This is a genomic window from Pseudomonas kielensis (genome assembly GCF_030505375.1).
GTDB lineage: Bacteria > Pseudomonadota > Gammaproteobacteria > Pseudomonadales > Pseudomonadaceae > Aquipseudomonas > Aquipseudomonas kielensis.
In genome coordinates this window covers 282,827-303,074 of sequence record NZ_CP130043.1, presented here as the reverse complement: position 1 = coordinate 303,074, position 20,248 = coordinate 282,827, and the positions used below count along the sequence as shown (strand labels likewise).

The following is a 20,248-nucleotide window of genomic DNA, read 5'->3' as shown; positions in this document are numbered from 1 at the left end:
AAATCACGGCACTCGGGCGTTTCGTGGCTGACTAACCTGTAAGGCGCAGTCGGCGTCTATCAGACATGGATCGGACATGAACCACTCCTCGATACAGAACAAATCCCTGATGGTCCTGTTGGTCCTGGTCACCCTGGCGTTTATCTGGATTCTCCTGCCGTTCTACGGCGCGGTGTTCTGGGCGGTAATCCTGGGCATTGTGTTTGCCCCGTTGCAGCATCGGCTGCAGTTGAAATTTGGCTGGCAACGCAACCTGGTCTCGCTGTTTACCCTCAGCGTGTGCCTGGTGATTGCGATCTTGCCGGTGATCATCATCAGCGCCTTGCTGGTGCAGGAGGGGTCCACGCTCTACAAGAATATCGAGAGCGGCGAATTGGACATTGCCGGCTATCTGGCGCAGTTCAAGCACAGCCTGCCGCCGTACTTCCAGCACCTGTTGGATCGGTTCGGCATGGGCGACCTGAGTGGCCTGCGGGAAAAAATCGTCAAGGGTGCGATGCAGGGCAGCGAGTTCTTTGCCACCCAGGCGTTCAGCTTCGGTCAGGGCACGTTTGAGTTCGTGGTGAGTTTTTTCATCATGCTGTACCTGCTGTTCTTCTTTTTACGCGACGGCCCGGAGCTGGCGCGCAAGCTGCGCACGGCGGTGCCCCTTGAGGAGCATCAGAAACGCCGCCTGCAACTCAAGTTCAACCGCGTGGTGCGGGCCACGGTGAAGGGCAACCTGCTGGTGGCCGTCACGCAGGGCGCGCTGGGTGGGCTGATCTTCTGGTTCCTGGACATTCCCAGTGCGTTGCTCTGGGCAGTGTTGATGGCGTTTCTGTCGCTGTTGCCAGCGGTGGGGGCGGGGATTGTCTGGGCGCCCGTGGCGGCCTGGTTCCTGCTCAGCGGTGCGGTCTGGCAGGGGGTGGTCCTGGGGTTGTTCGGGGTGTTCGTGATCGGCCTGGTGGATAACGTGCTGCGCCCGATTCTGGTGGGCAAGGACACCAAGATGCCGGATTACCTGATCCTGATCTCGACCCTGGGCGGCCTGGCGGTTTTCGGGCTCAATGGTTTTGTCATTGGTCCGTTGATCGCCGCGCTGTTTATCTCCAGCTGGGCGCTGTACGTCGAAACCAAGCCGCGGGTGCAGTTGCCTTAAGCACTCAGGGTGATGCGTTGCGACAGGGCCTGGGCGGCGGGAAGCGAGGTCAGCGGACCACTGATGGCCTCGCCGTCCTGCACCAGGTACCAACAGGCGAGCAATCCCAGCTCCCTTAGGGGCGCGGGCACGGCGCTACCAATTACGGACATGATCTGAACCTTGGGCATAAGTACCTCCATCAATCGATGGAGGTACCTTACCGGTGCGCTGATTCTGCGGACAATCAACGCGCTCGATAGTGGACATTGACGGCGTTGGGGCGGTCAGTCGACGACCTGGTCGAGCATGTTCATCACTTCGTGTTCATTGAGCAGGCCTTTGCGCACCAGGTTCTCGGCCAGTAGGGAGAGAAACTTGGCACTGCGATGGCCCTCAAGGTGCTTGAGTTCGGTCAGCGCGCTATAGACCTTGCTGGAGGTGCAGAGTCCGACAACGCGGTGCGGGTTTTGCGTGGGCATAGAGGGTCGTCCTTGTTTTTATTAACCGTTTGTGACGGACAGAACAGAGCTTGCGGTTCTGCCATGACATAAATATGACACCTGGGCGACGCAAGCCAGGGTATTCGTCGGATCCATCATGCGCCATCTTGCCGCAGGCATTGTCCCGGCAGCGACCTTGGCGAGATTTATTCAGACATGGAATCGGCTGCAAAACGACAACAGGCCCCGTTGCGATGCGAGGCCTGTGGGTTTTATCCGCCAGCGATTACCAGCGCGGACCGTAGTACCGGGGTGGGCCGTAGTAACCATGGGGTGGTCCGTAGTACACCGGCGCCGGGCGGTAGTAGATCGGTTGTTGCACATACACCGGCTGCGGCTGGTAGTAGACCGGCGGCGGTTGCTGGATGTACACCGGTTGCGGCTGGACGTAGACCGGTTGCTGGACATACACCGGGCGTTGCGAGTTGGCGATCACCGAGCCTGCGACCACGGCACCCACTACCGCGCCGACTGCCGCCGGCGCGCCCCATCCGTGGTAACCACCACCGTGGGCCTGAGCCTGTCCTGCGACAGCGAAGGCTCCGATCAGCATGGCAATTGCAGGGAGTTTACGGAGCATGATGGTTCCTCGTTGTGTCTCCCCGGCGCCTGGTTCTGCGATAGAGCCAGCAAGTGTCGCGGGGATACCTCTCAGACAACGTTTTTTGGCGAATTCACGAGGCGCCTGGGTAAATTTTGTGTAAGGTCTGTAGCGCCGTCCGGACCCGGCTACGCCAACAGGGCCGGGTACCTCGTCATGATTGATCAACGCTTGCGGACTGGCTAATCCCGTTGGTCTGAAAGTGTTTAGCGAAGGAGTTCCACATGCTGATGAACCCGAACAAAGACACCCAACTGTGCATGTCATTGTCGGGGCGCCCCGGAAATTTCGGCCTGCGTTTCCACAACCATCTGTACGAGCAACTGGGCCTGAACTTCTACTACAAAGCGTTCAGCAGCCAGGACCTGCCGGGGGCGGTGGCCGGGATTCGGGCCTTGGGTATTCGCGGCTGTGGGGTGTCGATGCCGTTCAAGGAAGCCTGCATTGCCCTGGTCGATGAGCTGGATGCGTCGGCGGCGGCCATCGCCTCGATCAACACCATCGTCAACACCAACGGTCATCTCAAGGCCTACAACACCGACTACATCGCGATCGCACAACTGCTCAAGAGCCACGCGGTGCCCCAGGCATCGAGCTTTGCCTTGCGCGGCAGCGGTGGCATGGCCAAGGCGGTTGCCAGTGCCCTGCGCGATGGTGGCTATCGCAACGGCCTGATCCTGGCCCGCAACGAACACGCCGGGCGCGCCCTGGCCGACGCGCTGGGGTATCGCTGGCAAGCGGAACTGGGCGAGGAGCGCCCGCAGATGCTGATCAATGTCACGCCCATCGGCATGGCCGGTGGCAGCGAGGCCGAGCAGTTGGCGTTCCCGGCCGAGGTGATCGAGGGGGCGCAGACCGTGTTCGATGTGGTGGCGATCCCGTCGGAAACGCCGCTGATCGTGCAGGCTCGGGCGGCTGGCAAGCAGGTAATCACCGGCCTTGAAGTCATCGCCATCCAGGCGCTGGAGCAGTTTGTGCTGTACACCGGCGTTCGCCCCAGCGAAGCGCAATTCCAGCAAGCGGTAGCGTTTGCCCGCGCCTGACCAGGCAGCGGGGCAGGCTAGACAGGCCTGGCGGGGCTACTCGAGCCGGGCCAGGCGCTCCTCTAACGCGGCTATTCGCGCTTCCAGTTCTTCAAGGCGCTCCAGCGACACGCCGCTGGCACTGCCACGTTCCGCCGGGTTCTGGCGCGCTTCGAGGATCGCTTCGATGTCCGCCGGGTCGCCCAAGGCGTGCATGTAGCGGTCTTCGCGCTGGCCCGCCTGGCGCGGGATGAGCATCGCCAGACCCCGGGCGATCAGGCGTTCAAGTTGATGCACGACTTGCTCGGCATCTTCGAAGTCGTGCATGCGCCCGCTACGGGTCAGCAGTTCGTTGACCGTCTGCGGTCCCCTCAAAAACAACAGCCCAGTCAGAATCACCTGCGCGGGCACCAGTTCCAGTGCCTTGTCGACCTTGTGCTCCCAGCGATCGGCACGGCTGCCCATCACCAGTCGGGTGAAGCCGCGCCCTTCGAGGGCGCGCAGGCTCTGGCCGACCTGGCCCTGGCTCAGGTTCATCACCGGTTCGCGGCTGGTTTTCTGGTTGCAGGCGATGACCAGCGCATTGAGGGTCAGCGGGTAGGTTTCCGGGCTGGTGGCCTGTTTCTCGATCAAGGAGCCGAGGATGCGCAGCTCGGTGCTGCTCAGGCGCAAATCTTCGGTGGACGTCTCTGGTTCTGTGCTCATCGCGCTTTCCCTATGCAGTCGAAGCCGTCTAGCCTAATCCTTGCACAGTAAAAGACAAGCCGCACCGCGCCTCAGGCATGGCTATAATCGCGCCATCCTTCACAGCCCCACTCTCCAGCGAGACTGCCATGACTATTTCTCTGTACGCTGCATCCGTTCCGGTCTTCAAGCAAATGCTCAATGCCCTGAGCGATGTGCTGAACAAGGCCGAGGCCCATGCCACGGCCAAAAACATCGACCCAAATGCCCTGCTGCAGGCGCGCCTGTTCCCGGACATGTTCCCGCTGGTGCGTCAGGTGCAGATCGCCGTGGATTTTGCCAAGGGCGTTTCGGCCCGCCTGGCTGAAGTCGAGTTGCCGAAGTACGACGACAGCGAAGTGACTTTCGCCGAGCTGCAAGCGCTGATCGCCAAGGTCCTGGCGTTCATCGACGGCATCCAGCCTGCGCAGATCGATGGCAAGGAAGGTATCGAGATCGTTACCCGTCCGGGCACGCCGAAGGAAAAGCGCTTCAGTGGCCAGTCGTACCTGCTGACCTACGGCCTGCCGCAGTTCTTCTTCCACGTCACCACCACGTACGCGATCCTGCGTCACAACGGTGTGGAAGTCGGCAAGCGCGATTACATGGGCGCGTTCTAAACCCCCGCGCGACAAAAAAGCCCGCCCTGGTGAGAACCGGGGCGGGCTTTTTGTTGCGGCGGGTTTTAGGCGGTTTGTTCGCGGTTGGGTTCTTCGGCCATGCAGGCTGCGGCGGTGAAGAGCACATCGGTGGAGGAGTTCAGGGCAGTTTCCGCCGAGTCCTGCAACACGCCGATGATGAAACCGACGGCCACCACTTGCATGGCGATATCGCTGGGGATGCCGAACAGGCTGCAGGCCAGGGGAATCAGCAGCAGCGAGCCGCCGGCGACACCCGAGGCGCCACAGGCGCAGATGGCCGCGACAATGCTCAGCAGGATGGCGGTGGGGATGTCCACGGCAATACCCAGGGTGTGCACGGCCGCCAGGGTCAGCACGGTGATGGTGATCGCCGCGCCGGCCATGTTGATGGTGGCGCCCAGCGGGATGGAAACCGAGTAGGTGTCTTCATGCAGGCCCAGGCGCTTGCTCAACTCCAGGTTGACCGGGATGTTGGCTGCCGAGCTGCGGGTAAAGAAGGCGGTGATCCCGCTTTCGCGCAGGCAGGTCAGCACCAGCGGGTAGGGGTTGCGGCGCAGTTTCCAGTAGACGATGGCCGGGTTCATCACCAGTGCCACGAACAGCATGCAGCCCAGCAGCACGGCCAGCAGGTGCAGGTAGCCGACCAGCGCACCAAAGCCCGAGGTGGCCAGGGTCGAGGCCACCAGGCCAAAGATACCCAGCGGCGCAAAACGGATCACCAGGCGCACGATCAGGGTCACCCCGTTGGACAGGTCGCCCAGTACGGTGCGGGTGGTTTCGCCGGCATGGCGGATGGCCACGCCCATGCCGATGGCCCAGGCCAGGATGCCGATGAAGTTGGCGTTCATCAGCGCGCTGACCGGGTTGTCGACCACGCTCAGCAGCAGGCTCTGCAGGACTTCGCTGATCCCGCCCGGTGCGCTGATCGTCGCCTCGTGGGTCGCCAGCACCAGGTTCGATGGGAACAGGGTACTGGCCACCACCGCGACTGCTGCCGCGGCAAAGGTGCCCAGCAGATACAGGAACAGGATCGGGCGGATGTGGGTTTCCTGACCGTGCTTGTGGTTGGCGATCGAGGCCATGACCAGCACGAACACCAGGATCGGTGCGACGGCCTTGAGTGCCGAGACAAAGAGCTTGCCGATGAGCGCGGTGGACTTCGCCGCGTCAGGCGCAAGCAGGGCCAGGGCAATCCCGGCGATCAGGCCGATGACGATCTGGGTGACCAGGCTGGTGCGTTTGAGTCTTTGCAAGAGAGTAGGCGGGGCAGCAGTCATAACGGTATCTCTGATTTTTTTAGGGTGCCGTGAATCCATGGGGGCCGCCAGCAACACGGGGGCAGGCTAGCGGAACCGGCAGGCAACGCGAACTGTCCAGTCTTTCGCGGGCGCGGACTTTAGCACAGCGTAGGCCGTATCCTGCAGGCGTGTGACGATCTGACGCCAGCAGGTTCCGCGGTTCGGTGCGTGTTGCTGCGGTACGGGGACGCATTCTGTTAAGATTCGCCATCCTTTTTTTCATCTCTGTGCAGTGAGCCCCCGGGCTGTCGCTGGCGTTGTCGTTTTCTGGAGTTTTCCATGCTGTTGCCCATCCTGCTGTTGTCAGCCGCCGGATTTACCGTGCTGACCACGGAATTTGTCATTGTCGGGCTGTTGCCCTCGATTGCCCGCGATCTTGAGGTCAGTGTTTCCCAGGCGGGGCTGTTGGTGACCCTGTTCGCGTTTACCGTCGCCGCCTTTGGTCCGTTCCTGACCGCGTACTGTGCTCGGTTCGAACGTCGCCGGCTGTTTATCAGCGTGCTGATTCTGTTCGGCCTGGCCAATACCCTGGCGGCGCTGGCACCCAATATCGGGGTGATGGCCCTGGCTCGGCTGATACCCGCCCTGGGGTTGCCGGTGTTCTGGGCACTGGCCAGCGAAACGGCAGTGGACATTGTCGGGCCGCAGTACGCCGGCCGGGCGATTGCCAAGATCGGCTTCGGGATTGTCTGCGCCACGGTGTTCGGCATCCCCGTGGGCACGCTGATCTCGGATGCATTTGGCTGGCGCAGTGCGTTCGCCATCCTCGCGGTGATTGCCTTCGCCAAGGCCTTGCTGCTGTTTATCTACTTGCCCCGCACCGATCTGCACCTGCAACAGGTGAGCTTGCGCGCCCAGTTCAAGATCCTGCGCAGTCCGCTGATGCAAGGCCATGTGCTGTTGTCGATCCTGGTGTTCAGCGGCATGTTCACTGCCTACACCTACCTGGCCGACATCCTTGAGCGCCTGGCCGGTTTCAACGGCACGCTGGTGGGGTGGTGCCTGATGGGCTTTGGCGCAGTCGGCCTGATCGGCAATTCGCTGGGCGGACGCATGGTCGACCGTCATCCGCTGATCGCCTCGATGGTGTTTTGTGGCTTCATGATCGGCGGCATGGTGGCGCTGGTGCCGAGTATCCATTCGACACTCGGGCTGGCGGCGGCGATGGGCGTCTGGGGCGTGACGCAGGCGGCGCTGTTCCTGGTCAGCCATGTGCGCCTGATGAAGGCCGCACCTCAGGCGCCGGCCTTTGCCGCGTCATTGAACATCGCCGGGGCCAACCTGGGGATTGGCCTGGGTGCCCTGGTGGGCGGACGGGTGATCGACACCCTGGGGCTGGGTAGCCTGGGTTTTGCCGCGGCCGGGTTCATCCTGCTGTCGATCGTGCTGGCCCTGGTGCTGATGAAGTTCAAGGCCCCAGTGGCCTGCGCCTGAAGCCTTAGATACTGGTGAACAGCTCGCGCCCCCCTTCGGTAATGGCGACGATGCCCGGGTGCTTGACCTTGCGCTCCACTGAAATGGCGTAAAACGACTCTGTCACCGCGTCGGTCTGGCCGATCAGTTGCACGCCGTACTGGCGCCGGACTTCATCGGCGATCACGCTGGGGCCGATGAAAATCCCGCTGCCGGATTGGCCAAATGCCTGCATCAGGGCGCTGTCATCGAACTCGCCGACAATCCGCGGCTGGATTTTCTGCTCGGCGAACCAGCGTTGCAAACGGCTGCGCACCACGGTTTCCTGGCCGGGAATCAGCAGTGGGGCGCCGTGCAGGCAGTGGGGGAAGTCGCTGCCGTAGCGTTGCGCGAGTTCCTGGGTGGCAAAAAAGCTGATGCCACATTCGCCGAGCTTCTGGCTGTAGCCCTTGATGTCCAGGTGCGAGGGCATGGGGCTGTCGGAAATCACCAGGTCCAGGCGCTGGATCGCCAGGTCGGCCAGCAACCGCTCCAGCTTGTCCTCGCGACAAGTGATGCGCAGCGGCTCGGTCAATTCCATGGTGGGCGCGATCAGGCGATAGACGATGGATTTGGGCACCACGTCCGCGACCCCGACCCGAAACACGATCTGCTGCTCATTGGGCTGGGCTCGCAGCAGGGCTTCCAGTTCACCCCCCAACTGAAACATCTGCTCGGCGTAGGGCAGGGCCTGGCGTCCGGCCTCGGTCAACTCCAGTTGACGCCCGACCCGACGAAACAGCTCGATGCCGTAGGTCTGTTCGAGCAGGCTGATCTGACCGCTGATGGTCTGTGGTGTCAGGTTCAGTTGTTCGCATGCGCGCACGATGCTGCCGGTCTTGGCCACGACCCAGAAGTAGTGCAATTGACGATAGTTGAGCATGGAGGGTGCCGATTCGTAAAAACCGAAGTATAGCCGCTAAAAATACGAATTTTCCTGAAGTGTTAGTCTGCTTAGAATGCCTCGCTATCGACGGGCCGCTGATACGGCCGTCTCTGTTCTAACGAGGAAAACCATGATGACATTCAAGACCCTGACGGCAGCGTCCGTGCTGGCCGTTTCCGCACTGCTGTTGACGGGCTGTGACCAGGCCGAGAAAAGTGCCCAGCAATTGATGGGCAAGGCGGCCGAATCGGCCAAGCTGGCGATTGATGAGACCCACAAGGCGGCGGAACAGGCACTGAGCGATGCCACCGGTAATATTATTGGCAAAAAAGACAGCCCGGCCGATAGCGATAAAGAAGAAAGTTCGTCGCAGGAAATCTAATCCGTCTAACACCGAGTCAGGACTGACCCATGGAATACCTTTTACAACTCGCTGCAAGCCCCACCGCCTGGGTCGCCCTGGCTACCCTGATCGTCATGGAAATCGTGCTCGGCATCGATAACCTGATCTTCATTTCGATCCTGACCAACAAACTGCCGGAGCAGCATCGGGCCAAGGCGCGCCGGATCGGTATCAGCATGGCCCTGGTGCTGCGCCTGGGCCTGTTGAGCACCATCGCCTTCATCGTGCAGTTGACGACGCCGGTGATCGAGGTGCTAGGCCACGCGTTCTCCTGGAAAGACATGATCCTGATCGCCGGTGGTCTGTTCCTGTTGTGGAAGGCCACCACGGAAATCCACCACAGTATGGACCCGGCGCCGGATGATCCGATGTCGAAAACCTCTGGCGTGACCTTGGGTTTTGCCGCGGCTATCGGCCAGATCCTGATGCTCGACCTGGTGTTCTCCATCGACAGCATCATCACCGCCGTCGGCATGACCGAGCATTTGCCGATCATGATCATCGCGGTGCTGGTGTCGGTGTTGGTGATGTTGTTGGCGGCTGAGCCTCTGGCCAAGTTCATCAATGAAAACCCGACCGTGGTAATGCTGGCCCTGGGCTTCTTGATCATGATCGGCATGACCCTGATCGCCGAAGGTTTTGGCGCCCACGTACCAAAAGGTTACGTCTATGCGGCGATGGCGTTCTCGGCGGCAATCGAGGTGCTGAACATGCTGTCGCGTCGGGCCCGGCAGAAGAAGGCGGCCGAACAGGCGTAACGTCTGAAGGCAGTGATCAACGGTCGTCTGCACCCAGGGTGCAGGCGGCCGTTTTGTTTTGTGGGGGGAAGTACCGTTCAGTGGGCAGAGGCGTGGGGTTGCTCGGGTTTGTGCTCTGGCGCCGGGGCTTGTGGCGTACGGTAGGCGTGGTGATGCCGGCGGGTTATGCGCAATACGCCCCACAGCATGGCCGCCGCTACGGCCAGCCAGCCAATGATCAGCAGCACAACGGTGGTGGTCAGGCTCATCAGTGCCTCCTTGTTGCCCTGCATCGGGCACATGCTTGTCGCAGGTGTCAGTCTAGCTGCTGTGATGTTGCAGGCTATTGACCAATGGTCGTGAGTCTCCAACCAGTTTGCTCTATCAGCCGCAGCCGACTGCCGTTTAAGGCTATACCGCTGCTATGATCAGCGGCGAAGCCGGGACGCTGACCGCCCGGCACCTGAACAAGTGAGTGATGATGTTGCCGGTACTTCCTCGATTTCGCTTTGCCTTGCTGGCTACGGCCTGCGTCTTGAGCCTGGCCGGGTGTGCCGGCACTGTGCAACCGGAAATCAAGCGTCTGCCCGAGCGTGTCGAGCTCAGCGGCCGCTTCTACCGGGGCGACGCCTACCAGGGTGGCCCGCAGACGTTGGCCAGCCTGCTGTCGCAGCAAGGCGTGACGATTACCCCGGGATTGCTGGAAAAACCCCTGCATTTGCCCGGCGCCGAGGCGCAGTTGCAACACAACATGCAGGAACTGGCCCGCGAATACGGGATGGTGGTCTATCCGCTGGACAGCAATCTGCCAGCACTGTTGACCCAGGTGGCCGCGGGTTACCCGGTGTGGCTGCGCTACACCGAGGGTTCGGCATTCTGGAAGGCGCCGAGGTATGCCTTGCTGGCCGGCTACAACCGGCAGAAGCAAACGGTACTGTTGCGCTCGGGCTTGGAAAAGCGCCTGTTGATGGACTTCAGGTCCTTTGAGTCGGCTTTTCAAAGCGCAGGGGGGTGGGCCGTGCTGGTACAGGCGCCGACGCAGATACCGGCCAAGGTCGATCGCCAGCGCTGGTTGCAGGCGGCCAATGAGCTGAGCCAGGCAGGACGGGAAGAGGCGGCAGCCCAGGCGATCCAGGCATTGAATAGCCAGAAATGAAAAACGGCGCCCTTGGCGGCGTTTTGCTGTGGGGCGGATCAATCCGCCGTTTGTGCCACGCCGCTCTGGCGGCTCTTGAGGTTCTTGTCGGCCTTGTACTGCAAGGCCACCGCAGGCACCGTGCTGCTCTTGCCGGTTTCGACCCATTGGCGGATCCGGCTGGCGTCGGCGAAGTGCGTGTATTTGCCGAAGGCATCGAGGATCACCAGCGATACCGGGCGCCCCCCCATCTGGGTAATCAGCACCAGGCAATGGCCCGCTTGGTTGGTAAACCCGGTCTTGGTCAACTTGATGTCCCAATTATCTTTGCGCACCAGGTGATCGGTGTTGTGAAAGCCCAGGGTGTAGTTGGGCTTGCGGAACGCCACGGTCTTTTCCTTGGTGGTGCTCAGTTCGCTCAGCAGTGGGTACTTGCGTGCCGCTTGCACCAGTTTGCTCAGGTCGCGGGCGGTGGAGACGTTGCTGGTCGACAGACCGGTGGGTTCGACATAGTGGGTGCTGGTCATGCCCAGCGCCTTGGCCTTGGCGTTCATGGCCGCGATAAAGGCCGCATAGCCGCCCGGGTAGTGGTGGGCCAGGCTCGCGGCGGCACGGTTTTCCGAGGACATCAGGGTGATCAGTAGCATTTCCCGGCGTGGCAGCTCGCTACCAATCTTGACCCGCGAGAACACGCCTTTCATTTCCGGGGTGTCGCTGATCGACACGGAAATGTATTCCTCCATGTTCTGTTTGGCTTCCAGCACCACCATGCCGGTCATCAATTTGGTAACCGAGGCGATGGGCACCACCACGTCCGGGTTGCTGGCGTAGATCAGCTTGTTGGTCTGCAGGTCGATCAGCATGGCGCTGCCGGAGGCGATATGCAGTTTCGAGGTGTCGCGAGGTACCGCTGTGGTTTCTGCCGCGCTGACGCTTGGCGTCATGACAGTGCCTGAAAATGCCAAGAAGAGACTCAGGATAGAAAGACGGATTTTCACGCGAGTGGACTCGATAAATGTGGGGATGCCGTTGTGCAACGGGCTTTTTTCAGAAAAGCGTTACATTTTATGAGCGTAGCTGAGGAACTGTCGAATGTTCTTCGCTGGGCAGCGCAAAGCCCTTGTTTTGGAGCAAAAAACAGGGTTATTCGACGAGTAGCCGCTGGCGGGGCCGGAAACGACAAACCCCGCCAAAGGGCGGGGTTTGCGTTTTAAGGCACTCGTTTGAGCCCTGACTCAGCCGTGCAGGGTTTCCGCGGCATACAGGGTGTTTTCCAGCAGGCAGGCACGGGTCATCGGGCCGACGCCGCCTGGTACTGGGGTGATCCAGCCAGCGCGGGGCAGGGCGGTTTCGTAGATCACGTCGCCGACCAGTTTGCCGTCGTCCTGGCGGTTGATGCCGACGTCGATCACGATCGCGCCTTCCTTGATCCATTCGCCCTTGACCAGGCCCGGCTTGCCGGCGGCCACTACCACCAGGTCGGCGCGGCCGACGTGGCCGGCTAGGTCCTTGGTGAAGCGGTGGGTCACGGTCACGGTGCAGCCGGCCAGCAACAGTTCCATCGCCATCGGGCGACCGACAATGTTGGATGCGCCGACAATCACTGCGTCCATCCCGTAGAGATCGGCCCCGGTGCTTTCCAGCAGGGTCATGATGCCTTTAGGGGTGCACGGGCGCAGCAGGGGGATGCGCTGGGCCAGGCGACCGACGTTATAAGGGTGGAAACCGTCGACGTCTTTGTCCGGACGAATGCGCTCCAGCAGTTTGGAGGCGTCCAGGTGTTCGGGCAGAGGCAGTTGCAGTAGCACGCCGTCGATGTTCGGGTCTTCATTGAGACGGTCGATCAGGTCGGTCAGGGCTTGCTGGGTGGTGTCAGCGGGCAGGTCGTAGGCTTGGGAGAGGAAGCCGACCTCTTCACAGTCTTTACGCTTGTGCGAGACATAAACCTGAGAGGCGGGATCGCTGCCGACCAGGATCACCGCGAGGCCTGGCGTGCGCAGACCTTGCTGGCGACGCTCGGCAACACGTTTGGCGATCTGCTGGCGCAGGCTGGCGGCGATCGATTTGCCGTCGATTAGTTGTGCAGTCATTGCGCGTGATTAACCATCGAGAGGGGGAAGAAAAGAGAGCGCATTCTCGCATGCCAGGACGTGAGGGCAAAGGCGCTTGGTCTGCAAATTCCCCTAAGCCCTTTAATTAAATGAATTTTTCTCAAAAATCATTTGACGACCTGTAGGTGGCTCTATACTATTCGTCGCACTTGTCGGGCACAGCCTAGCACTGGTTAAGAAGGTCAAGCGGAATCAACATTCTGCAAGACTGGAAAGCACTTAGTTTGTAGTCCTCCATGAGTACAGATTAATAAGGCGCCCGTAGCTCAGCTGGATAGAGCATCCGCCTTCTAAGCGGATGGTCGCAGGTTCGAGTCCTGCCGGGTGCGCCATTAGGCAGCTTTGGCACAAGTAACGCGATATGGTGGGCGTAGCTCAGTTGGTAGAGCACGGGATTGTGACTCCCGTTGTCGTGGGTTCGATCCCCATCGTCCACCCCATATTTCGAAAGGCGCCAGATTAACAGTCTGGCGCCTTTGCTTTAAAGGCTTCAACTCGCGGATGTGGTGGAATTGGTAGACACACTGGATTTAGGTTCCAGCGCCGCGAGGCGTAAGAGTTCGAGTCTCTTCATCCGCACCAAATAAAGCTTCATTCATGCCGGTTGGCATGGGCGGGGCTCAACGAAGAAGTGATTTGGCTTCTTTGTTACGCAATATGGTGGGCGTAGCTCAGTTGGTAGAGCACGGGATTGTGACTCCCGTTGTCGTGGGTTCGATCCCCATCGTCCACCCCATATTTCGAAAGGCGCCAGATTTAACAGTCTGGCGCCTTTTTTGTTTTTGCTGGCTAGAAAGTTCAGCGGCTGCGGGTTTTGGGCTGCTGGGGCAGGGCGTTTTGTCGTATTTATGTTTCTCGATGATGCTGCGCTGCCCGCCGGTCCTGCTCGCGGGATTGGCTGTCGGGGTTGTGGCCCGTTGCCTCTTCTATATAAGGAGGGGTTGGCGCAGAGCCCTGGCGTGATTGGCTGTATTTGCCATTGGGGCGAGGTGCTTTGGTGTATCCGCCCTTATAAATTGCCTGCTGCTTTTTTACCCGTTCTCAGTAGGGTGACTTCTTGAGTTTGACCCACTAGAATGCATGCCCTTGATTCTGGGGTCGGAAACGGCCGGCTAACGTCTGTGCAACGAGGAATATCCATGCAAGTTTCTGTTGAAAATACTTCTGCTCTTGAGCGCCGCATGAGCGTCACCGTGCCGGCTGAGCGCATCGAGACTCAGGTCAACAAGCGTCTGCAGCAGACTGCCCAAAAGGCCAAGATTGCTGGCTTCCGTCCAGGCAAAGTGCCAATGAGCGAAATCAAGCGCCGTTTCGGTGCTGATGCTCGCCAGGAAGCTGTAGGCGACGTGATCCAGTCCTCCTTCTACGAAGCTGTGGTTGAGCAGAAGCTGAACCCGGCAGGTTCGCCATCGATCGAGCCAAAATCGCTCGAAGCTGGCAAAGACCTGGAATACGTTGCTGTGTTCGAAGTGTTCCCTGAGTTCACCGTTGCCGGTTTCGAGTCCATCGCAGTCGAGCGCCTGAGCGCTGACGTGGCAGACGCCGATCTGGACAAGATGCTGGACATCCTGCGCAAGCAGAACGTGCGTTTCGAAGCAGTCGATCGCGCTGCGCAGAACGACGACCAACTGAACATCGATTTCGTTGGCAAGGTTGACGGTGAAGTGTTCGCCGGTGGTTCCGCCAAGGGTACTCAGCTGGTGCTGGGTTCCGGCCGCATGATCCCGGGCTTCGAAGAAGGCCTGGTCGGCGCCAAGGCAGGCGAAGAGCGCGTTCTGAACCTGACCTTCCCGGAAAACTACCAGAACCTGGACCTGGCTAACAAAGCAGCCGAGTTCACCGTGACCGTGAACACCGTTTCCGAGCCGAAACTGCCTGAACTGACCGAAGAATTCTTCGCCCAGTTCGGTATCAAAGAGTCTGGCATCGACGGTTTCCGCGCCGAAGTTCGTAAGAACATGGAGCGCGAGCTGCGTCAGGCGATCAAATCCAAGGTCAAGAATCAGGTAATGGACGGTCTGCTGGCTGCCAACCCGATCGAAGTGCCAAAGGCCCTGCTGGAGAACGAAGTGAACCGTCTGCGCGTGCAGGCTGTTCAGCAGTTCGGTGGCAACATCAAGCCTGATCAACTGCCTGCCGAGCTGTTCGAAGAACAAGCCAAGCGTCGCGTTGTGCTGGGTCTGGTCGTGGCTGAAGTGGTCAAGCAATTCGACCTCAAGCCTGACGAAAACCGCGTACGTGAACTGATCCAGGAAATGGCTTCGGCCTACCAGGAGCCAGAAGCAGTAGTGTCCTGGTACTACAAAAACGACGAGCAGCTGAACGAAGTTCGTTCGGTTGTGCTGGAAGAGCAAGTTGTGGATACTGTTCTGCAGAAAGCTAGCGTGACCGACAAATCGGTCTCTTACGAAGAAGCGGTCAAGCCGGTAGAAGCTCCAAAAGCCGACTGATTGTTTTTGCGTTAGAAGCACACACATAAGCCAGCCTTCGAGCTGGCTTATGCGTATTCAAGACATAACTATTTGGGAGTGACTGCAGAGCATGTTCCGTAATTCGTATATTCAGCAGAACTCTGATATCCAGGCCGCAGGCGGCCTGGTCCCGATGGTTGTCGAGCAGTCTGCTCGTGGCGAACGCGCCTATGACATCTACTCGCGCCTCCTCAAGGAGCGGGTGATCTTTCTGGTTGGTCCGGTAGAGGACTACATGGCCAACCTGATCTGTGCGCAGCTGCTGTTCCTTGAAGCGGAAAACCCGGACAAGGACATCCATCTCTATATCAACTCCCCGGGCGGTTCGGTGACAGCGGGCATGTCGATCTACGACACCATGCAGTTCATCAAGCCAAACGTGTCGACTACCTGTATCGGTCAAGCGTGCAGCATGGGTGCATTCCTGCTGACGGCCGGTGCTGCCGGCAAGCGTTATTGCCTGCCGAACTCGCGTGTGATGATTCACCAGCCACTGGGTGGTTTCCAGGGCCAGGCCTCGGATATCGAAATCCATGCCAAGGAAATCCTCTTCATCCGTGAGCGTCTCAATACGCTGATGGCCAAGCATAGCGGGCACACGCTGGAAGAAATCGAGCGTGACACCAACCGCGATAACTTCATGAGTGCAGAAGCCGCACGTGAGTACGGCCTGATCGACGAAGTGATTGCCCAGCGCCCAGCTTAAAAATAAGCAGCTCAAAATAGGCTTGGTGGGCTGGTCTGATCACCGGCGGGCTTGAAAAAGCCCGCAATAGCCTTCATCTTGTGTTGCAAGCCTATCGGATTTGGATCGAACGAATGACTGACACCCGCAACGGCGAGGACAACGGCAAGCTGCTCTATTGCTCCTTCTGTGGCAAAAGCCAGCATGAAGTGCGCAAATTGATTGCCGGCCCCTCGGTCTTTATCTGCGACGAGTGCGTCGACCTGTGCAATGACATCATCCGTGAGGAGGTGCAGGAAGCCCAGGCCGAGAGCAGCGCGCATAAATTGCCTTCGCCTAAAGAAATCAGCGGCATCCTTGATCAATATGTGATTGGTCAAGAACGTGCGAAAAAGGTTCTGGCCGTAGCGGTATACAACCACTACAAGCGCCTGAACCAGCGTGACAAGAAGAATGACGACGTCGAGCTCGGCAAGAGCAACATCTTGCTGATCGGCCCGACAGGCTCGGGTAAAACCCTGCTTGCCGAAACCCTGGCTCGTCTGCTGAATGTGCCGTTCACCATCGCTGACGCGACCACCCTCACCGAGGCGGGTTACGTGGGCGAAGATGTCGAGAACATCATTCAGAAGCTGTTGCAGAAGTGCGATTACGACGTAGAGAAAGCTCAAATGGGCATCGTCTACATCGATGAAATCGACAAGATTTCGCGCAAGTCTGACAACCCGTCCATCACCCGGGATGTTTCCGGTGAGGGCGTGCAGCAAGCCTTGCTCAAGTTGATCGAAGGCACGGTCGCTTCCGTTCCACCTCAAGGTGGTCGCAAGCATCCGCAGCAGGAATTCCTGCAGGTCGACACCCGTAACATCCTGTTCATCTGCGGTGGTGCATTCTCCGGTCTGGAAAAGGTTATTCAAAACCGTTCCACCAAGGGCGGCATCGGTTTCAACGCAGAAGTTCGCAGCAAGGAAGAAGGCAAGAAAGTCGGTGAATCCCTGCGTGAAGTCGAACCTGACGATCTGGTCAAGTTCGGTCTGATCCCGGAATTCGTTGGCCGTCTGCCGGTGCTGGCGACGCTGGACGAGCTCGACGAGGCTGCGCTGATGCAGATCCTCACCGAGCCAAAAAATGCTCTGACCAAACAGTATGCCAAGCTGTTCGAGATGGAAGGCGTTGATCTGGAGTTCCGCTCCGACGCCCTGAAATCGGTCGCCAAACGTGCACTGGAACGCAAGACCGGTGCCCGTGGATTGCGCTCGATCCTCGAAGGTGTGCTGCTCGACACTATGTACGAAATCCCCTCGCAGTCCGAGGTGAGTAAAGTAGTGATCGATGAAAGCGTTATAGAAGGCAAGTCCAAGCCACTGTATATCTACGAAAACAGTGAGCCGGCTGCCAAGGCAGCGCCAGACGCGTAAGCGTCGCACTGCTGGATAAAGAAGGGGCCTTCGGGCCCCTTTGCTTTTGTACGGGCTGTTGCCGGCTGCGATCTTTATCGAGCTCTGCTAATCAGCTTGTTTTTTTGCAAGGCAGCCCCCATCTTGGTTTCAAGCTTACTTCCATCTGTTTACGGCCTTATGGCCGCCGTAGAGGCGAAATCATGAAGACAACCATCGAATTGCCTCTCCTGCCATTGCGTGATGTCGTGGTTTATCCGCACATGGTTATCCCGCTGTTCGTGGGGCGCGAGAAATCTATCGAAGCCCTCGAGGCCGCGATGACGGGCGACAAGCAGATTCTGCTGCTGGCCCAGAGAAACCCTGCCGACGACGATCCCGGAGAAGACGCGCTGTACCGCGTCGGGACCATCGCCACCGTGCTGCAACTGCTCAAGCTGCCTGATGGCACCGTCAAGGTGCTGGTCGAGGGTGAGCAACGTGGTGCTGTCGAGCGTTTCATTGAAGTGGACGGCCACTGCCGTGCCGAAGTTTCCCTGATCGACGAAGTCGACGCGCCAGAGCGCGAGTCGGAAGTGTTCGTTCGCAGTTTGCTGTCGCAGTTCGAACAGTACGTTCAACTGGGCAAGAAAGTCCCTGCCGAAGTCCTGTCGTCGCTCAACAGCATCGACGAGCCAGGCCGCCTGGTCGATACGATGGCCGCGCACATGGCGCTGAAAATCGAGCAGAAGCAGGAAATCCTCGAGATCCTCGACCTGTCGGCCCGTGTCGAACACGTGCTGGCGTTGCTGGATGCGGAAATCGACCTGCTGCAGGTCGAAAAACGTATTCGTGGCCGGGTCAAGAAACAAATGGAGCGCAGTCAGCGCGAGTACTACCTGAATGAGCAGATGAAGGCCATTCAGAAAGAGCTCGGCGACAGCGAAGAGGGCCACAACGAAGTCGAAGAGCTGAAAAAACGCATTGATGCCGCCGGCCTGCCAAAAGATGCTCTGGCCAAGGCCTTGGCTGAGCTGAACAAGCTCAAGCAAATGTCGCCAATGTCGGCAGAAGCGACCGTGGTGCGCACCTACATCGACTGGCTGGTCCAGGTGCCGTGGAAAGCGCAGAGCAAAGTCCGCCTGGACCTGGCCCGTGCCGAAGACATTCTCGACGCCGACCACTATGGTCTGGAAGAAGTCAAAGAACGGATCCTCGAATACCTCGCCGTGCAAAAGCGCGTGAAGAAAATTCGTGGTCCGGTACTGTGCCTGGTCGGTCCTCCTGGGGTAGGTAAAACTTCCCTGGCGGAGTCGATTGCCCACGCCACCAACCGTAAATTTGTTCGTATGGCCCTGGGTGGCGTGCGTGACGAAGCGGAAATTCGTGGTCATCGCCGTACTTACATCGGTTCGATGCCAGGAAGATTGATTCAAAAGATGACCAAAGTGGGCGTGCGCAACCCGCTGTTCCTGCTCGATGAAATCGACAAGATGGGCAGCGACATGCGAGGCGATCCGGCATCGGCTTTGCTGGAAGTGCTCGACCCCGAGCAGAACCACAATTTCAACGATCACTACCTGGAAGTCGATTACGACCTCTCGGATGTGATGTTCCTGTGCACCTCGAACTCGATGAACATTCCCGCGGCGCTGCTCGACCGTATGGAAGTGATCCGCCTGCCGGGTTACACCGAAGACGAGAAGATCAACATCGCGGTCAAATACCTCTCGCCGAAACAGATCCAGGCCAACGGCCTGAAAAAGGGCGAGCTGGAATTCGAAGCTGAAGCGATCCGCGACATCATCCGTTACTACACCCGCGAAGCCGGTGTGCGTGGGCTGGAGCGCCAGATTGCCAAGGTCTGCCGCAAGACTGTCAAAGAGCACGCGTTGGAAAAACGCTTCTCGGTGAAGGTCACGGCCGACATGCTCGAGCACTTCCTGGGCGTGCGCAAATTCCGCTACGGCCTGGCCGAGCAGCAGGATCAGGTGGGCCAAGTGACGGGCCTGGCGTGGACCCAGGTGGGCGGTGAATTGCTGACTATCGAAGCGGCCGTGGTGCCGGGCAAGGGTCAATTGATCAAGACCGGTTCGCTGGGCGATGTGATGGTCGAATCGATCACCGCTGCGCTGACGGTCGTACGCAGTCGGGCCAAGAGCCTGGGGATTCCCCTGGACTTCCATGAGAAGCGCGACACCCACATCCACATGCCGGAAGGGGCTACGCCCAAAGACGGTCCTAGTGCGGGTGTAGGCATGTGCACGGCACTGGTGTCGGCACTGACCGGGATCCCGGTGCGGGCGGATGTCGCCATGACCGGCGAAATCACCCTGCGCGGTCAAGTCCTGGCTATCGGCGGCCTGAAGGAAAAACTGCTGGCGGCACATCGCGGCGGGATCAAGACGGTGATCATTCCTGAAGAGAACGTACGCGATTTGAAGGAAATTCCCGACAACATCAAGCAAGATCTTCAGATTAAACCGGTTAAATGGATTGACGAGGTCCTGCAAATTGCGCTGCAATACGCGCCGGAGCCCTTGCCCGATGTGGCTCCCGAGATAGTTGCAAAGGATGAAAAACGCGAGTCTGACTCTAAGGAAAGAATTAGCACGCATTAGTACGTATTAGCCTGGGGGGCTTCCTTGACAGCTTTTTAGAGCCCTTGTTATAAAGCGGCTCTTAAGTGTCTGTAGGCCATTCAGCACTCGTTTTTGCTTTCACCAAAAAACTTAGAATCATCTCAAATAGATATAAGGGGACTTAGAGTGAACAAGTCGGAACTGATTGATGCTATCGCTGCATCCGCTGATATCCCGAAAGCTGCTGCTGGCCGTGCGCTGGACGCTGTAATCGAATCCGTCACTGGTGCCCTCAAGGCCGGCGACTCTGTAGTTCTGGTAGGTTTCGGTACTTTCTCCGTGACTGACCGTCCAGCTCGTATCGGTCGCAACCCACAGACCGGTAAGACTCTGGAAATCGCTGCTGCCAAAAAGCCAGGCTTCAAAGCCGGTAAAGCACTGAAAGAAGCTGTCAACTAAGCCTCACTCGGTTTTTTGCCTATCCGGGTCGGGGTCATGCCTGACC

Annotated in this window: 21 protein-coding genes and 4 tRNA genes; 16 read left to right on the top strand and 9 right to left on the bottom strand. The window is 59.2% G+C overall.

Features of this window, described 5'->3' with window-relative positions:
* Positions 1–76: 76 nt before the first annotated feature.
* Positions 77–1,138 carry an AI-2E family transporter gene (locus Q1W70_RS01565; RefSeq protein ID WP_166590790.1) on the top strand — a complete coding sequence of 354 codons (1,062 nt, stop codon included), beginning with the start codon at positions 77–79 and terminating at the stop codon, positions 1,136–1,138.
* On the opposite strand, the gene Q1W70_RS01560 is transcribed toward Q1W70_RS01565, so the two are convergent.
* The 3 genes from Q1W70_RS01560 to Q1W70_RS01550 all read right to left on the bottom strand — a co-directional run bounded on the left by Q1W70_RS01560 (position 1,135) and on the right by Q1W70_RS01550 (position 2,200).
* Positions 1,135–1,290, bottom strand: coding sequence for a hypothetical protein (locus Q1W70_RS01560; RefSeq protein ID WP_166590763.1), 156 nt, complete (start codon positions 1,288–1,290; stop codon positions 1,135–1,137). The genes Q1W70_RS01565 and Q1W70_RS01560 overlap by 4 nt on opposite strands.
* Before the next feature lie 114 nt (positions 1,291–1,404).
* Positions 1,405–1,599, bottom strand: a complete 195-nt coding sequence (locus Q1W70_RS01555) for a hypothetical protein (protein ID WP_166590789.1) — start codon at positions 1,597–1,599, stop codon at positions 1,405–1,407.
* A 247-nt stretch (positions 1,600–1,846) separates the two neighbouring features.
* Positions 1,847–2,200, bottom strand: a complete 354-nt coding sequence (locus Q1W70_RS01550; RefSeq protein ID WP_166590788.1) for a hypothetical protein — start codon at positions 2,198–2,200, stop codon at positions 1,847–1,849.
* Between the two features lie 245 nt (positions 2,201–2,445).
* Here Q1W70_RS01550 and Q1W70_RS01545 point away from each other — a divergent pair, with 245 nt between their 5' ends.
* Positions 2,446–3,264, top strand: a complete 819-nt coding sequence (locus Q1W70_RS01545; RefSeq protein WP_302098538.1) for a shikimate 5-dehydrogenase — start codon at positions 2,446–2,448, stop codon at positions 3,262–3,264.
* A 36-nt stretch (positions 3,265–3,300) separates the two neighbouring features.
* Here the strand turns inward: Q1W70_RS01545 and Q1W70_RS01540 are convergent, their stop codons facing one another.
* Positions 3,301–3,948: a YceH family protein gene (locus Q1W70_RS01540; protein ID WP_166590786.1), complete on the bottom strand. Its 648-nt coding sequence runs from the start codon at positions 3,946–3,948 to the stop codon at positions 3,301–3,303.
* Between the two features lie 128 nt (positions 3,949–4,076).
* On the opposite strand from Q1W70_RS01540, the gene Q1W70_RS01535 reads away from it, so the two are divergent.
* Complete coding sequence (locus Q1W70_RS01535; protein WP_159994581.1) at positions 4,077–4,586, top strand: DUF1993 domain-containing protein; 510 nt, start codon at positions 4,077–4,079, stop codon at positions 4,584–4,586.
* A gap of 65 nt (positions 4,587–4,651) precedes the next feature.
* Here Q1W70_RS01535 and sstT read toward each other — a convergent pair whose 3' ends face one another.
* A complete protein-coding gene (gene sstT / locus Q1W70_RS01530) occupies positions 4,652–5,884 on the bottom strand; it encodes a serine/threonine transporter SstT (RefSeq protein WP_166590784.1) in 1,233 nt (410 codons plus the stop codon).
* A 300-nt stretch (positions 5,885–6,184) separates the two neighbouring features.
* Here sstT and Q1W70_RS01525 point away from each other — a divergent pair, with 300 nt between their 5' ends.
* Positions 6,185–7,339 (top strand): MFS transporter, encoded by a 1,155-nt coding sequence (locus Q1W70_RS01525; protein ID WP_166590783.1) that lies wholly within the window; start codon positions 6,185–6,187, stop codon positions 7,337–7,339.
* A gap of 4 nt (positions 7,340–7,343) precedes the next feature.
* On the opposite strand, the gene nhaR is transcribed toward Q1W70_RS01525, so the two are convergent.
* Positions 7,344–8,240 (bottom strand): transcriptional activator NhaR, encoded by an 897-nt coding sequence (gene nhaR / locus Q1W70_RS01520; RefSeq protein WP_166590782.1) that lies wholly within the window; start codon positions 8,238–8,240, stop codon positions 7,344–7,346.
* 136 nt (positions 8,241–8,376) lie between these two features.
* Here nhaR and Q1W70_RS01515 point away from each other — a divergent pair, with 136 nt between their 5' ends.
* Positions 8,377–8,625 (top strand): hypothetical protein, encoded by a 249-nt coding sequence (locus tag Q1W70_RS01515; RefSeq protein WP_166590821.1) that lies wholly within the window; start codon positions 8,377–8,379, stop codon positions 8,623–8,625.
* Between the two features lie 29 nt (positions 8,626–8,654).
* Positions 8,655–9,404, top strand: a complete 750-nt coding sequence (locus Q1W70_RS01510; protein ID WP_166590781.1) for a TerC family protein — start codon at positions 8,655–8,657, stop codon at positions 9,402–9,404.
* Between the two features lie 77 nt (positions 9,405–9,481).
* Here the strand turns inward: Q1W70_RS01510 and Q1W70_RS01505 are convergent, their stop codons facing one another.
* Positions 9,482–9,685 (bottom strand): hypothetical protein, encoded by a 204-nt coding sequence (locus Q1W70_RS01505; protein ID WP_178117399.1) that lies wholly within the window; start codon positions 9,683–9,685, stop codon positions 9,482–9,484.
* A gap of 179 nt (positions 9,686–9,864) precedes the next feature.
* Here Q1W70_RS01505 and Q1W70_RS01500 point away from each other — a divergent pair, with 179 nt between their 5' ends.
* A complete protein-coding gene (locus Q1W70_RS01500; RefSeq protein ID WP_436799874.1) occupies positions 9,865–10,539 on the top strand; it encodes a peptidase C39 family protein in 675 nt (224 codons plus the stop codon).
* Between the two features lie 38 nt (positions 10,540–10,577).
* On the opposite strand, the gene pbpG is transcribed toward Q1W70_RS01500, so the two are convergent.
* Entirely contained in the window at positions 10,578–11,516 is a 939-nt protein-coding gene (gene pbpG, locus Q1W70_RS01495) for a D-alanyl-D-alanine endopeptidase (protein ID WP_166590778.1), read from the bottom strand.
* Positions 11,517–11,753: 237 nt separating this feature from the next.
* On the bottom strand, positions 11,754–12,608 hold the full coding sequence (gene folD / locus Q1W70_RS01490; RefSeq protein WP_095167791.1) for a bifunctional methylenetetrahydrofolate dehydrogenase/methenyltetrahydrofolate cyclohydrolase FolD: 855 nt from the start codon (positions 12,606–12,608) through the stop codon (positions 11,754–11,756).
* A 276-nt stretch (positions 12,609–12,884) separates the two neighbouring features.
* Here folD and Q1W70_RS01485 point away from each other — a divergent pair.
* The 9 genes from Q1W70_RS01485 (at position 12,885) to Q1W70_RS01445 (ending at position 20,202) form a co-directional block, all read left to right on the top strand.
* Positions 12,885–12,961: transfer RNA gene (locus Q1W70_RS01485), tRNA-Arg, on the top strand.
* A 32-nt stretch (positions 12,962–12,993) separates the two neighbouring features.
* Positions 12,994–13,069, top strand: a tRNA-His gene (locus tag Q1W70_RS01480).
* A gap of 57 nt (positions 13,070–13,126) precedes the next feature.
* Positions 13,127–13,211 (top strand) — tRNA-Leu (locus Q1W70_RS01475).
* A gap of 78 nt (positions 13,212–13,289) precedes the next feature.
* A tRNA-His gene (locus tag Q1W70_RS01470) sits at positions 13,290–13,365 on the top strand.
* A 403-nt stretch (positions 13,366–13,768) separates the two neighbouring features.
* Positions 13,769–15,079, top strand: coding sequence for a trigger factor (gene tig / locus Q1W70_RS01465; RefSeq protein WP_265537395.1), 1,311 nt, complete (start codon positions 13,769–13,771; stop codon positions 15,077–15,079).
* A gap of 91 nt (positions 15,080–15,170) precedes the next feature.
* A complete protein-coding gene (gene clpP / locus Q1W70_RS01460) occupies positions 15,171–15,806 on the top strand; it encodes an ATP-dependent Clp endopeptidase proteolytic subunit ClpP (protein ID WP_095167796.1) in 636 nt (211 codons plus the stop codon).
* 113 nt (positions 15,807–15,919) lie between these two features.
* A complete protein-coding gene (clpX, locus tag Q1W70_RS01455; RefSeq protein WP_095167797.1) occupies positions 15,920–17,203 on the top strand; it encodes an ATP-dependent Clp protease ATP-binding subunit ClpX in 1,284 nt (427 codons plus the stop codon).
* 182 nt (positions 17,204–17,385) lie between these two features.
* Positions 17,386–19,782: an endopeptidase La gene (gene lon / locus Q1W70_RS01450; RefSeq protein ID WP_095167799.1), complete on the top strand. Its 2,397-nt coding sequence runs from the start codon at positions 17,386–17,388 to the stop codon at positions 19,780–19,782.
* A 147-nt stretch (positions 19,783–19,929) separates the two neighbouring features.
* Positions 19,930–20,202, top strand: a complete 273-nt coding sequence (locus Q1W70_RS01445) for an HU family DNA-binding protein (protein WP_002552737.1) — start codon at positions 19,930–19,932, stop codon at positions 20,200–20,202.
* Positions 20,203–20,248: the final 46 nt, after the last annotated feature.